The sequence below is a fragment of the Lysinibacillus sp. VIII_CA genome (assembly GCF_049943995.1).
In the GTDB taxonomy this organism is placed as follows: Bacteria; Bacillota; Bacilli; order Bacillales_A; family Planococcaceae; genus Lysinibacillus; species Lysinibacillus pinottii.
In genome coordinates, this window is sequence record NZ_JBNFXM010000002.1 from 25,508 (window position 1) to 40,641 (window position 15,134).

Annotated in this window: 14 protein-coding genes and 1 riboswitch; of the genes, 9 read left to right on the forward strand and 5 right to left on the reverse strand. The window is 38.6% G+C overall.

What is annotated here, in order from left to right:
- The first annotated feature begins 46 nt into the window (after positions 1-46).
- From ACP3VS_RS03465 to ACP3VS_RS03490, 6 genes are all read left to right on the forward strand, one after another.
- On the forward strand, positions 47-1,000 hold the full coding sequence (locus tag ACP3VS_RS03465) for a DUF1177 domain-containing protein (protein ID WP_036162340.1): 954 nt from the start codon (positions 47-49) through the stop codon (positions 998-1,000).
- On the forward strand, positions 993-2,261 hold the full coding sequence (locus ACP3VS_RS03470; protein WP_012295746.1) for a M20 family metallopeptidase: 1,269 nt from the start codon (positions 993-995) through the stop codon (positions 2,259-2,261). Before ACP3VS_RS03465 ends, ACP3VS_RS03470 begins: the two co-directional genes overlap by 8 nt.
- A 134-nt stretch (positions 2,262-2,395) precedes the next feature.
- The gene (locus ACP3VS_RS03475) at positions 2,396-3,157 is read left to right on the forward strand and encodes an IclR family transcriptional regulator (protein WP_031416445.1); all 762 of its coding nucleotides are present in this window, start codon (positions 2,396-2,398) and stop codon (positions 3,155-3,157) included.
- An 11-nt stretch (positions 3,158-3,168) separates the two neighbouring features.
- Positions 3,169-4,092 carry an aminopeptidase gene (locus tag ACP3VS_RS03480; protein WP_012295744.1) on the forward strand — a complete coding sequence of 308 codons (924 nt, stop codon included), beginning with the start codon at positions 3,169-3,171 and terminating at the stop codon, positions 4,090-4,092.
- Positions 4,093-4,333: 241 nt separating this feature from the next.
- Positions 4,334-4,795, forward strand: a complete 462-nt coding sequence (locus tag ACP3VS_RS03485; protein ID WP_031416444.1) for an NUDIX domain-containing protein — start codon at positions 4,334-4,336, stop codon at positions 4,793-4,795.
- Positions 4,785-5,561, forward strand: a complete 777-nt coding sequence (locus ACP3VS_RS03490) for an alpha/beta hydrolase family protein (protein ID WP_012295742.1) — start codon at positions 4,785-4,787, stop codon at positions 5,559-5,561. The genes ACP3VS_RS03485 and ACP3VS_RS03490 overlap by 11 nt, the downstream gene beginning before the upstream one ends.
- 80 nt (positions 5,562-5,641) lie before the next feature.
- Here the strand turns inward: ACP3VS_RS03490 and ACP3VS_RS03495 are convergent, their stop codons facing one another.
- Positions 5,642-6,598 (reverse strand): alpha/beta hydrolase, encoded by a 957-nt coding sequence (locus ACP3VS_RS03495; RefSeq protein ID WP_289449685.1) that lies wholly within the window; start codon positions 6,596-6,598, stop codon positions 5,642-5,644.
- Positions 6,599-6,682: 84 nt separating this feature from the next.
- Positions 6,683-8,269 (reverse strand): phosphoenolpyruvate carboxykinase (ATP), encoded by a 1,587-nt coding sequence (gene pckA, locus ACP3VS_RS03500; RefSeq protein WP_012295740.1) that lies wholly within the window; start codon positions 8,267-8,269, stop codon positions 6,683-6,685.
- A 391-nt stretch (positions 8,270-8,660) separates the two neighbouring features.
- Positions 8,661-8,779: riboswitch (SAM riboswitch) on the forward strand.
- 284 nt (positions 8,780-9,063) lie between these two features.
- Here pckA and metK point away from each other — a divergent pair.
- Complete coding sequence (gene metK, locus ACP3VS_RS03505; protein ID WP_426388377.1) at positions 9,064-10,260, forward strand: methionine adenosyltransferase; 1,197 nt, start codon at positions 9,064-9,066, stop codon at positions 10,258-10,260.
- A 175-nt stretch (positions 10,261-10,435) separates the two neighbouring features.
- Here the strand turns inward: metK and ACP3VS_RS03510 are convergent, their stop codons facing one another.
- Entirely contained in the window at positions 10,436-10,948 is a 513-nt protein-coding gene (locus ACP3VS_RS03510; protein ID WP_426388378.1) for a gamma carbonic anhydrase family protein, read from the reverse strand.
- Positions 10,949-11,082: 134 nt separating this feature from the next.
- Between ACP3VS_RS03510 and ACP3VS_RS03515 the strand changes: the two genes are divergently transcribed.
- Together ACP3VS_RS03515 and ACP3VS_RS03520 are read left to right on the forward strand one after the other, a co-directional pair.
- Complete coding sequence (locus tag ACP3VS_RS03515; RefSeq protein WP_012295737.1) at positions 11,083-11,889, forward strand: alpha/beta hydrolase; 807 nt, start codon at positions 11,083-11,085, stop codon at positions 11,887-11,889.
- Between the two features lie 126 nt (positions 11,890-12,015).
- Positions 12,016-13,524 carry an alanine/glycine:cation symporter family protein gene (locus ACP3VS_RS03520; RefSeq protein WP_036162337.1) on the forward strand — a complete coding sequence of 503 codons (1,509 nt, stop codon included), beginning with the start codon at positions 12,016-12,018 and terminating at the stop codon, positions 13,522-13,524.
- A gap of 59 nt (positions 13,525-13,583) precedes the next feature.
- Here ACP3VS_RS03520 and ACP3VS_RS03525 read toward each other — a convergent pair whose 3' ends face one another.
- Complete coding sequence (locus ACP3VS_RS03525) at positions 13,584-14,162, reverse strand: tRNA (mnm(5)s(2)U34)-methyltransferase (RefSeq protein WP_012295735.1); 579 nt, start codon at positions 14,160-14,162, stop codon at positions 13,584-13,586.
- Entirely contained in the window at positions 14,159-15,115 is a 957-nt protein-coding gene (locus tag ACP3VS_RS03530; RefSeq protein WP_031416441.1) for a TIGR01212 family radical SAM protein, read from the reverse strand. Before ACP3VS_RS03530 ends, ACP3VS_RS03525 begins: the two co-directional genes overlap by 4 nt.
- Positions 15,116-15,134: the final 19 nt, after the last annotated feature.

Below are 15,134 nucleotides of genomic sequence, written 5' to 3' on the forward strand. Positions count from 1 at the left end.
ATCGTAATGAATAAAATTTTTAGATAGAAAAAGGAGCGGACTAATTATGTCATTGAAGTATGTTATGGAGTTATACGAGGTAATGGATAGTATGTATGTAAATGGTGAGGTGATTAAAGAATATTTACACACTATTAATCCAACAGCAGATGTAGTAGTAAAAACCATTAAAGGTGAAAGTGGATCAACCGATTTTGTCCGCGTTCTAGTGCAAGGAAAAAGTGGAAAATCCTCAGGTGGCCATGCACCTACATTAGGTATCATCGGTCGCTTAGGAGGTATTGGGGCACGCCCTGAAATGACGGGCTTTGTATCGGATGGAGATGGTGCACTAGCCTGTATGGCCGGCGCAGCAAAAGCAATTGATATGGCATTAAAGGGTGACCAGTTAGAGGGAGATGTAATTTTCTCCACTCATATTTGTCCAACTGCACCCACTTTACCACATGAGCCAGTGCCATTTATGAATTCTCCCGTCGATATTAGCGTCATGAACGAGAATGAAGTGGAAGAATCAATGGATGCTATTCTTTCGATTGATACAACAAAAGGTAATCAAGTATGTAACCATAAAGGATTTGCCATTACACCGACAGTTAAAGAAGGTTACATATTAAAAATTAGTGATGATTTGCTGCAAATCTACACGCAATCAGCCGGTATTGCACCTGTTGTACTGCCATTGACAATGCAAGACATTACCCCATATGGGAATGGCCTATTCCATATCAATAGTATTTTACAACCCGCTGTGGCAACATCAAGTCCCGTTGTAGGTGTAGCGATTACAACTGAATCTATTGTGGCAGGCTGTGCAACAGGTGCAACACATGTTACAGACGTAGAGAGTGTTGTTCGATTTGTCTTAGAAGTAGCGAAAACGTATGGTGCTCATAAATGTTCGTTCTTTGATGAAAAGCAGTTTACACATATGAAGAATTTATACGGTAGCATGAAGCATTTACAAACTAAAGGAAATGAGGTGCAAGCACATGAATGACTTACATGCTCTAAAAATGAAATTAGTAGATGAAGTAGAAAATCATCAAGCAGAGTTAATTGATTTTTGTTCGAAACTCATTCAAATTCCAAGTGTTAATCCCCCAGGAGATACGACTGAGATAACAGCCTTTATCGAGCGCTATCTAAATGATGTAGGCATTGTTTACCAAAAATATGAAGCTACTGATAAAATGTTTAACTTAGTAGCTTCTATTGGAAAGGATGAAGGCAAAGAACTAATTTATTGTGGGCATACAGATGTCGTGCCTGTTGGAGATTTATCTAAATGGGATTTTAATCCTTTCTCTGGAGAAGTGAAGGATGGTTGGATGCTTGGTCGTGGTGCAAGCGATATGAAGGCGGGTTTAGCAGGTATTATTTTTGCAACAAAATTACTCAAGAAATTGAATATTGAATTGCCAGGAAAATTAACATTAGCAATTGTACCTGATGAAGAAACTGGTGGAGAATATGGTGTTCCTTGGTTGTTGGAGCGTGGTTTAATAAAAGGCGATGGATGTTTAATTGCAGAGCCTTCATCTCCATTAAATCCGACAATAGGGCAAAAAGGGTCCTTCTGGTTTGAATTAGAGGTGCATGGGGAACCAGGACATGGAAGCTTATCCCCTTTAGCAGGTCGTAATGCAATTAATGATGCAATCCGTGCTATTCAAGAAATTCGCACACTATGGGACATGAATATTGTCATTCCTGAGGAAGTACAGTCACTAATAGAAGTATCGAAAAAATACATGCGTGAAGTGGAGAAAGACCGCCTGAAATATCAAGAAGTACTAGAGAAAATTACTGTAAATATTGGTACAATTGAGGGGGGGACGAAATCCAACGTTATCCCAGATTATTGTAAGGTACAGGTCGATTGTCGCTTACCATTCGGTATTACACAAGAAGAAGTAACAGAAATCTTGAAGAATAAATTAGATGCCTTAGACATTGAGTATTCGATCAGACGTTTTGGTTTCAAAAGTGTAGCCAATTATACCCCAGCTGAAAATCCTGTTTGCCAATCGATTGTGGAAAATATTTCATTTGTAACAGGGTTAGAAGCTTATGGTGTCATGCAATGGGCAAGCAGTGATGCTCGACATTTCAGACAGTATGATATTCCGGTTTTACAATATGGGCCAGCCTATTTACCAAGTATTCACGGGTATAATGAAAAAGTGCGTGTTGAGGATATCGTACGCTGTGCAAAAGTATATATTACTGCTGCTATTGATTTCCTCTATCAAAAGTAAGAGATTAGCTACTCTCTTACTTTTGCTAAAGTGATGTCAGGTGCTTATGGCTGTTAAATCTTTCAATTAATTCCCCCTTAAGAGAAAGATTTACAGCCGTTTGTACAGATAAATAGATCAAAAGGATGAGAGATATGCTAAAGACGTTAAATTTATCAATTGAGGTTTTAAAAATGTTTACAAAGGAAAAGCCGGTGTGGGGTGGTCGAGAGTTAGCGATGGCGATGAATATGAATCATACAAATTTATATCGCATTCTTGAAACATTTGAGAATAATGGGTTTATTACAAAAGATCCTGTAACCAAAAAGTACTCCTTGGGTATTGCATTATGGGAAATTGGTATGAATATGTATGATTCATTAAACATAGATCAGCTATGTATGCCTATTCTTGATAACTTAAAGGATGTTACTGGTGAAACCGCTATATTTACAGTTTTGAATGGGTTGGAAGCTTTAACTTTATTAAAAGCAGAGCCTGTGAATAAGGTGAAATTTACTGTTTCAAGAGGAAGTAGATCTCCGCTTTATGTAGGTGCTTCCTACCGTTCGATGCTTGCTTTCCTAAGTGAAGAGCAAATTTCTAAGGTTATTGATGAACCACTAACTGCTTATACAACGAATACGATGACGAATGCAAATGACATACGATTAGAGCTTGAAAAAATTCGTAGTTGTGGCTATGCGATAAGTAACAGTGAATATTCCGTCGATGTATTGGCACTTGCTATGCCTATTTTTAATAGTGACAAAAAGGTCGTAGCTTCTATTACTGTTTCTGGTCCCATCTACCGATTTACAGAACAACGGGTACCAGAATTTTTAGGGCCTTTAACAGAGGCTAGAAATGAAATAGAAGGAATCATTCGTAGATATCATTTAAATTTTAATTAAGGAGTACTATTATGCAGCATTTACATGATATTGCACTGAAGGTATTAAAAGATCATTTAAATGTTCAATCGTCAGAAACGCTTTTAATTTTGACAGATGTTCAAAAGCAAGACTTAGCAACCATCTTTTATAAGGCTGGGCTAACAATAACAGCTAATACAATGTTTATGGTTATGCCGTTATTAGAAAAATCAGGGCAGGAGCCTATTCAAGCAGTTTCATCGCTTATGGCAAATGCTGATGTCTCACTTTGTTTGACCGCTCACTCCTTAACACATACAGTAGCATGCAAAAATGCCTGTGAAAAAGGTGGACGTGTAGCGACAATGCCCGGTATTTCATGGGAAATGCTTGAACAAGGTGCGCTTCATGCGGATGCGCAAGAGATTGAGGAAATGGTAGAAAAGTATGTCCAGCTGCTCGATATGGCGGCAGAAACTCGAATTGTCAAAGATGGTCATGAGCTAATATTTAGTATTGCAAACCGTTTAGGCATTCGTTCAACTGGCGTTATTCGCCAAGCAGGAGAGCATGGTAATATACCCTCGGGTGAATCCTATATTGCGCCGATAGAAACATCTGCAAATGGGGAAATTTTAGTGGATGGTTCGATTGCTAATATTGGTGTCTTAAAGGAACCATTATTATTGAAAATTTCAAACGGACGATTAATAGAAGCTATTGGTCCGGATGGTCCTCGATTGCTGGAGTTACTTGGGGAAGGGAATGGTCGAATCATTGCAGAGTTCGGCATTGGAGCTAATAAAAGTGCCATTTTATGTGGAAATGTACTGGAAGATGAAAAAGTCTATGGGACAATCCATATCGCATTTGGTAGCAATACGCCATTTGGTGGAGCAAATGCAGCGGATGTCCATATTGATTGTGTAGTAAAAAATCCGATTGTTTATTTCGATGGTGAACGAGTAATGTAATGAAAAGCGTGACTTCTTGAGAAGCACGCTTTTTTGCTTGCTTGACCTATATTTAGAGTTGCTTGTTTCTGTATGATTACACTATAGTTAAATTAGATAAGCTAGAGGAAATTGAATGATTTGCACCTAGTGGAAATGCATGGCTAGCAAAGCAGAAATGATAAATTCAATACGCCTATAAGTGTAGGCAATGAAAAAATAACTTCTATTATTCAGCATGAAAGAACGTGAGGTTGAAGATATGTTAACATTTACAGATTTACATGGCCTGCGCGTAGATTTGAGTTTTACGAGAGGTGAGTTTGACGTAGAACCCAAACACGTCCTTGTTTTTTTAAAGCACCAAAATAAGTGGCTATGTACTATTCATAAAAGACGTGGTGTCGAGGTGCCAGGGGGCAAACTGGAGAAAGGCGAAACGCTAGAGGATGCAGCCATAAGGGAAGTGTATGAAGAAACGGGTGTCCGTGTGAAAAATCTTCAATGGTTTGCAGAATATGCGGTTCATGACGACAGCTTATTTTGTAAAACGGTTTTTACAGCACAATTTGCTGGGCAGGAGGACATTGAATTTGATTTAGAAACATCCGGTATGCTGTGGTTAACTGATGAGGAATTTGCCCATCATCCAAACTTAAGCTTTCATATGAAGGATGAGGGAATGGAGAAAATGCTGGAGGAGCTGAAAAGACGTGACAAATAATGGTGATATCGTTGAAAAGCGTGCATATCCTTCACCCAATCCAGCAATACGGTTAACAGAAATCACTTATATATCACAGGGCTTGCGAATAAAAGGACTTTTAGCAGAGCCGAAGACTGAAGGTACATATGATGGCTTTTTATATTTAAGAGGGGGTATGCAAAGCATTGGCATGGTAAGGCCCTCGCGTATTGCCCAATTTGCCGCTCAAGGTTTTATCGTCTTTGCACCTTATTATCGTGGGAATAGAGGTGGCGAAGGCAAGGATGAGTTTGCAGGGGCAGACCGTTATGATGCTGTTTATGCTGTCGATGTACTGAAGCAATTTTGCAACGACAATATACATGTTTTTGGCTTTTCGCGAGGAGGTATCATGGCTCTATGGACAGCTATTTTACGAAGGGATATTACTTCCGTTGTGACATGGGCTGGAGTCTCTGATGCAACGGCCACTTACTGGGAACGTACAGATATGCGACGGATGATGAAGCGCGTTATCGGAGGAACACCCAACCGTGTACCGGAAGCCTATGATGCTCGTACACCTTTATTCGAAGTTGAGCATATAACAGCCCCAGTGTTAATTATTCATGGCTATCAGGATGAGAATGTGGATATAGAGCATGCTAGACAGCTGGCATTTTTTTTAGAGGATGCTCATAAAACATACGAAACATGGTATGACCTTCATTATGCACATCAATACCCACCAGCTAAAAATCGTGAAACCGTTCGTGCTCTTTGTGAATGGATGAAGCAACATTAGAAAATGAAAAAATTAATGCCCCTTCCTTTACATAGCTATCATCTGGAGATGAATAGTATTCTAAAGGAAGGGGCGTTTAATTATTTTGTATAAGTTTCCAAGAATTGTTGAATCGTTTCCCAATAGAGCTCGCCTGCTAAGCTTTCCGCACCACCGTGACCAGCCCCTTCGACCATTAACTTTTGTTTCGGTACATTTGCTGCTTCATATACGTCATCCAACATGGTCGAAGGAACAAAAGTATCGTTGTCTCCATGAATAAACAGCATAGGGGTTTTCGATTTTGCCACTTGATCAACAGCACTAGCTTCTGCTAGTGTATAGCCTGCTTTTAGTTTAGTTACGACCGAAGAGAATTGCATAATTGGGAAAGAAGGTAAGTGAAAGATGGCTTGTAACTGATAGGAAAATTCATCCCATACGGAAGAATACCCGCAATCCTCAATAATTGCCTTTACATTTGAGGGCAAATCCTCGCCTGAAGCCATCATGACAGTGGCTCCTCCCATCGAAACCCCAAATAGAACGATTTCAGCATCTTCATTCATATTTACAATGTCGTCAATCCATGAAACCACATCAAAACGATCATGCCACCCCATGCCGATATAATCACCTTCACTTTGACCATGTCCTCTTGCATCGGGAATGAGTACATGATAGCCCATATCATAAAATTGTTTAGCATACTTAGTCATTTGTGTACCATCACTTGAATAGCCATGAAAGATAATTGCCCATTTGTCTGTGGGATGGCTGTTTTGGATAGAGTATGCATGCAGCTTAAGGGAATCAAAGGATGGAATTGACTTCTCCTCAGAATGCTTGTTAAACCATTGCTCACGTGCCTCTTTCTCTCGAGCTTCATCTGAATTGCTATCGATTAGATTGTGGGGGGCATCTAGAACTGCTGTTTTATCAGTATCAGGATTTAATGCCAGATTATAAAAGTAGTTGCCTGCAAAAAAACCAGCACCAATAATTAATGCCAATAATATAGTAATTAATGCTACTAGTAATTTGTATTTTCTTTTCATATGTATCTCCTATATTAGCTTCTGTTTATGTATGGGAAAGAAAAAGAGAACGAATCATATCGTTCCCTTTTCTTGTTCTAGTTGTTATTTTAATGGACCACCAAGTGTAGTAATGGCTTCCGAAACGTTTGCAAATTTCTTGAAGTTTTCGTTGAATAAGCCTGCAAGTTCAGCAGCTTTAGCATCGTATGCAGCTTTATCTGCCCATGCTTCACGAGGATTTAACACTTGCGAAGGTACACCTTCAACTGCTGTTGGGATGTGTAAGCCAAAGACAGCATCTTGTGTCGTTTCAACATTTGTTAATTTACCATCGATAGCTGCACGTACCATTGTACGTGTATAAGAAAGCTTCATACGGCTACCAGTACCATATTCGCCACCAGTCCAACCAGTGTTCACTAGGTATACTTGTGCGCCATGTTCATCAATTTTTTGACCTAACATTTCTGCATACACTGTTGCAGGAAGTGGAAGGAATGGAGAACCGAAGCAAGTAGAGAATACTGGTTCTGGCTCTGTTACACCACGTTCAGTTCCAGCAAGTTTTGAAGTGAAACCACTTAAGAAGTGATACATAGCTTGCTCTTTTGTTAATTTGCTGATAGGAGGTAATACGCCAAACGCATCAGCTGTTAGGAAAATGATTGTTTTTGGATGACCTGCTACAGATGGATCAACAATATTTTCGATGTATTGGATTGGATAAGCTACACGTGTATTTTCTGTTAATGAGCCATCATCATAGTCACAAATACGAGTTTCTGGATCAACAGCTACGTTTTCTAAAACAGAACCGAAGCGGATTGCATTGTAGATTTCTGGTTCTTTCTCAGCAGAAAGGTTGATCGTTTTTGCATAGCAACCCCCCTCAATGTTGAATACTCCATTATCAGACCAACCATGTTCATCGTCACCGATTAGCTTACGGTCTGGATCAGCGGATAATGTCGTTTTACCAGTACCAGATAAACCGAAGAATAATGCTACATCGCCAGCTTCACCAACGTTTGCTGAACAGTGCATAGAAAGGATTCCTTGTTGTGGTAATAAGTAGTTCATAATTCCGAAAATAGATTTTTTCATTTCACCAGCATATTCAGTACCACCAATTAAGATAATTTTCTTTTCAAGTGATACAATGATGAATGTTTCAGAAGCAGTACCGTCAACCGCAGGATCTGCTTTAAAGTTAGGAGCTGAGATGACAGTGAAGTCTGCAACATGCGAAGCTAATTCTTCTTTAGTCGGACGGATAAATAATTGATGAGCGAAAAGGTTGTGCCAAGCGTATTCATTAATCACTTGGATGCTTAATTGTGAATCTTTGTCAGCACCAGCAAAACCTTTGAATACGAATAATTCATCACGTTCTTTTAAATATTTTATTACTTTTACATACAGATTATCGAACACTTCAGAGGAAATTGGTTGATTGACTTTACCCCAGTCAATTTGATCTTTTGTGCTTTCTTCTTCTACTGTATATTTATCTTTAGGTGAACGACCAGTGTATTTGCCAGTTTCTGCACGAACTGCGCCATCTACTGTTAACATTGCCTCACCACGAGAAGTAGCTTTTTCTGCTAATTGTGGTACTGAAAGTTGAACATTAATGTTACCGCCGTTTAATAATTCCTTCAGTTCGTTTGCAATTTCTACTGAATTCATCGATTAAATACCATCCTTTTTTATAGTATTCCCTTGGTTTAGAGGGATTTTTTCTTAATTTCAAAAATAGTATAACACAATGGGTTAAATAATCTATACTAATTAAGAAATTATTTTAGAGTTTTTATTACTTTTCAATAAACTGACAAAAAATAATGTTTTTCGAGTAGAAAACATTCAATGCTACAGTAAATTGTCTAAAATTTGAGCCACACATATGTTACCACAAGAAGCTAGGTATGTTGTAGGGATTAAATTTCTTCTATTTACATCATCACCCAAGTATGAAAATTTTATGGTGATAATTTTGTTCTTCCTTTCTATACAGTAATACATAAGAAAATATTTGACAACGATTGACCTTTTCAGTAACATGAAAATTGAACGGATACTCTTATCCCGAGCTGGTGGAGGGTCAGGCCCTGTGAAACCCGGCAACCTGCATGTATTATTTCACAACATGCGTTGGTGCCAACCTGATGCAAGGGAAAATCCCTTGAACGATAAGAGTGAAAGGTAACGAAGTCATTATTCCTTTCCTCATGTATAGTAACGTGAGAAAAGGATTTTTTTATTGTTAAAAATTAATGTAAAGGTAAGTATATGTAGTTCTTTCCTTATTATAATGACGGGTCTTTCGAAATCCTCGTGTTTTTAAGTAGCAGTTATTTTTTCTCGTAAAGTGAAATGACAACAACAGCGGCTTGAGAGAGTTCAATCCTTAGGAGCGGACTTGACATGGGTAATGAGTACCGTACAAATACTTTTTGTAAGAGTAATAGGAGGAAAACTAAATGACAAACCGTCGACTGTTTACATCAGAAAGTGTAACAGAAGGGCATCCAGATAAAATCTGTGACCAGATTTCGGATGCCATTTTAGATGCTATTTTAGCAGAAGATCCAAATGCACGTGTAGCGTGCGAGACAACTGTAACAACAGGATTAGTATTAGTAGCAGGAGAAATCACTACTTCTACTTATGTAGATATTAAAGGCATTGTACGTGATACTGTGGCGGAAATTGGATACACACGTGGTAAATATGGCTTTGATGCTGAAAACTTAGCAGTACTTGTAGCAATTGGTGAGCAATCTCCAGATATTGCCCAAGGCGTTGACCAAGCTTTAGAGGCCCGTGAGGGTTCTATGACAGATGCAGATATTGAAGCGATTGGTGCAGGAGACCAAGGCTTAATGTTTGGCTATGCATGTAATGAAACACCCGAGTTAATGCCATTACCAATTAGCTTAGCTCATAAATTAGCACGTCGTTTAACAGAAGTTCGTAAATCTGGGGAGTTAGCTTATTTACGCCCAGATGGTAAAACACAAGTAACAATTGAGTATGATGACAATAACGTACCTGTTCGTGTCGATACAATTGTTATTTCAACTCAGCATGATGAAGAAGCAACACTTGAACAAATTCAGGCCGATCTAAAACAATTCGTGATTGCTCCTGTAGTGCCAAGCGAATTATTAGATACAAACACAAAATACTTTATCAATCCAACTGGCCGTTTCGTAATTGGCGGACCAAAAGGAGATGCTGGTTTAACGGGCCGTAAAATCATTGTTGATACATACGGTGGTTATGCACGACATGGTGGTGGTGCATTCTCAGGTAAGGATGCAACAAAAGTAGACCGTTCAGCTGCCTATGCGGCACGTTATGTAGCTAAAAATATTGTAGCAGCTGGTTTAGCAGAACGCGCTGAAGTACAGTTGGCTTATGCAATTGGCGTTGCACAGCCTGTTTCCATTGCTGTAGATACATTTGGTACAGGAAAAGTGACGGAAAGCAAAATTGTAGAATGGGTTCGTGAGCTATTTGATTTACGCCCAGCAGGTATCATTAAAATGCTTAATCTTCGTCGTCCAATTTATAAACAAACTGCAGCTTATGGACACTTTGGTCGTACAGATGTAAACGTCCCATGGGAACAAACTGATAAAGCTGACGCATTACGCATAAAAGTACAGCTGTAAACTATTGTGCTAAAGTGCTGAAGTCTTTAGAAAATTATTCTAATGTATTATGAACAAAAGGGGCTTTTCTGCCCCTTTTGTTTTTTTGCAAAAATACCTCGCCCTTATTCCTTGAACAAATAGTGTCATGGAAAGCGAGGAATTTTTTATGAAGGTACAATTTCTTTGTAGGTTTTTATTTTTGTAGAGATTTATAATACTGACCCTTTTCAGCGTATTCACGTACGATACGTTCCATATCCTCTTTATCCTCAGCATTTAATTCTCGTACAACTTTGGCTGGACGTCCTAATGCTAAGCTATTTGGAGGAATGACTTTACCAGGAGGCACTAAACTTCCGGCTCCAATAAATGCACCCTCTCCAATCTCCGCACCGTCTAAAATAATGGAGCCCATTCCGATTAAGGCTTTTTTTCGAATGGTACAGCTATGTAAAGTTACTTGGTGTCCTACTGTGACCTCATCTTCAATAATGAGTGGAAACTTAGGACTTTGATGTAAGCAGCAAAGATCTTGTATACTTACTCGTTTACCTATTATTGTTGGGGAAACATCGCCGCGGATCACGGTATTGAACCAAATAGTTGATTCAGCTCCAATAGTTACGTCTCCAGTAATGGTTGCGTAATCGGCAATAAAAACAGATGGATCGATCGTTGGTGTTTTATCTTTGAATGGATAAATCATGAGAATCGCCTCTTTTCTTTTTGTAGATATAGTATTATCGTATCAAATACGCAACTTTAAGGAAATATAAAATTAAAATGAGCTGTTATTTCGATATAATCAAAGTGTAATTATTTTTTAGGAGGACTATGTAAATGTGGAAATGGGAAGCTGATGGACAAGCAAAGGCTGTGATTGCTATTCTTCATGGTGCTTATGAAAACCACCGTTGGTATGCATGGCTGATAGAAAAATTAAGATTGGAAGGCTTCCACATAGTCATGGGAGATTTACCGAATCATGGTGTCAATGCAAGATTTGCCCGTGTCCATGATGAGGACTTCAAATTGTACAATAAATATACAAGAAATTTGATTGAGAATGCATTTTCATATAATTTACCAACCTTTGTAATAGGACATGGACTAGGCGCTACTTTAGTTCTTCATACAATGCAAAAGAAAAAGTATGAGTGTGCAGGTATTATTTTGACATCACCATGGCTGCAATTGAAGCTATTACCAGGTAAATTATCAAATGCTTTAACAAGCCTGAGTGCATTAACAGCAAATGTAAAATTGACACATGACCTGACATTTGAAAAATTGACGCGTAGCGTAGAGGGTAGAGAAGAAATGAAGGATGATATACCATTTATGTCTGTAGTTTCGGTGAAATGGTATCGTGAGCTTCAGCAGATGATGAGAAATTTAGTTATGCTACCTAAGGACGAATTTCCTAATATGCCTATGTTAATTATGACAGCTGAAAAAGATAAAATTACGGAAACTCGACAAATGCGTAATTGGCTTCATCAACAAGAGTTAACGGAATTTCAATTTAAAGAATGGGCAAATTGTTATCACAATTTATTTCATGAAGTAGAGCGTGAAGAGATTTTTATGTACATTCGAGATTTTATCAATAATGCTCTTAGACGAATTGGATATATAATAAAATAGTTTCGATCCCTTCTAAATAGTAGGATACTTACTTAATTATTGTTACTTGAATATAATATTGTAATTTTCTGAAAAGTGTAATAATATAGTGACTTAAAGTAAGGTAATTCAAATTGGAGGGGTAAGATGGATGTAGTTGTTGGTAAAATGAATGACATATTATGGGGACCTTGGTTTATTTATGGTATTTTATTGATTGGGCTTTTTTTCTCAGTCATTACAAGGTTCCTGCAAGTAAGGCATATTAAAGATATGTTCGTGCTAATGTTTAAAGGGGAGAAATCAGAAAAGGGGATTTCCTCCTTCCAAGCAATGTCTATCGCTCTATCGGGTCGTGTAGGTACAGGGAATATCGCCGGTACTGCAACAGCTATTGGGATGGGGGGACCTGGTGCTGTCTTTTGGATGTGGGCAATTGCTTTCATTGGTGCGGCAACCGCATATGTAGAGTCTACTTTAGCGCAAATCTATAAAGAAGAGAAGGATACTGAATACCGTGGTGGACCGGCCTATTACATAGAAAAAGGAATGGGTCAAAAATGGTTTGCAGTGATTTTCGCTGTAGCTGCTTTAATTGCTATGCTTATACTTATGCCAGGTGTGCAATCTAATGCCATTGCAGGAGCTGTTGAAAATGCCTTCGGTATTGAAACTTGGATTACAGGACTAATTATTGTTGTTTTACTCGGTGCCATCATTATTGGAGGCGTTAAATCGATTGCCAACGCCGCACAAATTATTGTACCGTTCATGGCATTAGCTTACATTATTATGGCTATTATTATTATCGCTATGAATATTTCAGAGGTACCATCTGTCTTTGCTTTAATTTTCTCAAGTGCATTTGGAGCACAAGAAATATTTGGAGGTATTATTGGCTCCGCGATTGCTTGGGGTGTGAAACGAGGAATCTATTCAAACGAGGCTGGTCAAGGGACTGGTGCGCACCCTGCTGCTGCAGCAGAAGTATCTCACCCTGCTAAACAAGGGATTGTCCAAGCAGCGTCTGTATACATTGATACATTATTAATTTGTTCAGCTACAGCCTTTATGATTTTATTTACAGGTATGTATAATGTACAAGATGAAAAGGCAGTTGAAGGAACAGATTCATTTATTCACGTTGGGGAATTCAATAAAGGTGGCTTAACGGGTGACGAGCAAATGACATTTGCTAAAAGTATTAAGGAAGGTGCTGCCTATACGCAATATGCAGTAGAATCATCCTTACCTGGATTTGGCGCACCATTCGTAGCTATCGCACTATTCTTCTTTGCCTTTACTACGATTATGGCTTACTACTATATCGCCGAAACAAATGTCGCTTATTTATTTAGAGGTAGTACCGAAAAGGTTTTCATTTGGATTGCGAAAATCGCTATTTTAGTCGCAGCATTCTATGGCACGGTTCGTACGTCTGAACTGGCTTGGGCTATGGGGGATGTTGGCCTTGGTTTAATGGTATGGATTAACGTTCTAGCTATTTTAATTATTATGAAACCAGCCATTGTTGCATTAAAAGATTACGAGAAACAGAAAAAAGAAGGAAAAGACCCTGTCTTTGATCCTCGTAAACTAGGCATTAAAGGTGCAGATTTCTGGGTTGACTATAATGAAGAACGTAAAAATAAATAGGTAAAGAGAAAGGCTAACTAATAGTTACAACTATACTATTAGTTAGCCTTTTAAATTGTCTATAAAGTAGGATAATCCTTCATCTTTTCTAACGCAATGATGAATGGAGGATCATTTTGCTGATTGAGAAATTCGTATTTTAAAACATGTACATATTTTTGTGGAAGCTGGCTGACATAGTCAGTCACGGTATCTCGCTCTTCTTTGCCGCCAGGGTGGCCGTGATAAATAACAAGAATGATTAGACCGCCAACTTTTAAAAGCTTAAGTAAGTCTTCAATAGCTTGTATGGTTGTAGTAGGCTTGGTAATAATATCATGATTGCTACCAGGCAAATAGCCGAGATTAAAGATGGCTGCAGCTACTGGCTTGTGTATAAAATTGGCTACTTCTTCATGCCCTTTATTTAACACAAGAGCCCGATGCTCCAAACTTTGATCTAGTAGACGATGTAGCGTTGCATCCACTGCTTTTTTTTGAACATCAAAGGCATAAACTTGCCCTTCATCCCCGACTAGCTGTGCTAAAAATAGCGTATCGTGGCCATTTCCAGCAGTGGCATCAACAACCGTATCTCCTTCCTCCACACTATCTTTTAGTAGCTGCTGAGCATATTGTAAAACTCGTTGTAGTTTCATTTTCCAACCTCAGCTTTATAAAATTTCCCTTGCCAACTACCACGACGCTCCAATTCGGCATCGATGCCATTTAATACTTCCCATTTATTAACGCTCCACATTGGGCCAATCATTAAATCTATAGGTCCATCACCTGTAATGCGATGAATGACCATATCAGGTGGTAAAATTTCTAGCTGATCAGCGACTAGTTTTGTATAAACATCCTGATCTAAAAACTCAAGCATCCCTTTTTCATATTGCTTCACCATTGGGGTCCCTTTTAATAAATGAAGTAAGTGGATTTTAATACCTTGAACATCTAGCTTGGCCACTGCACGAGCTGTTTCCATCATCATGTCATAATCTTCAAGCGGTAGACCATTTATAATATGTGAGCAAACACGAATACCATGCTTCCGAAGCTTTTCAACGCCCTCCACATAGGTTGCATAATCATGCGCACGATTAATAAGATTTGCTGTTTTTTCATGAACAGTTTGAAGACCAAGCTCAATCCATAAATACGTACGTTCGTTTAATTCTGCTAAATATTCTACAACATCATCTGGTAAACAATCAGGGCGAGTAGCGATAGAAAGGCCTATAACACCTTCCTGCGCCAAAGCAGCTTCGAATTTTTCCTTTAAAACAGGGAGCGGGGCATGTGTATTTGTATAGGCTTGAAAATAGGCCATATACTTGCCATCTTTCCATTTTTGATGCATTTTGTCTCGAATTTCAGCAAATTGAACATCGATCGGATCAACTTTATTACCTGCGAAGTCACCAGAGCCTGCTGCACTGCAAAATGTACAGCCACCAAAGGCAACCGTACCATCACGGTTTGGACAATCAAAGCCAGCATCTAATGCTACTTTAAATACTTTGTGACCAAATTGATCGCGTAAATAGCGGTTCCATGTATAGTATCTTTTCCCTTCTGAAGGAAAAGGAAAATTTATTTCTGTCATTTATTTCACTCCTCTAACG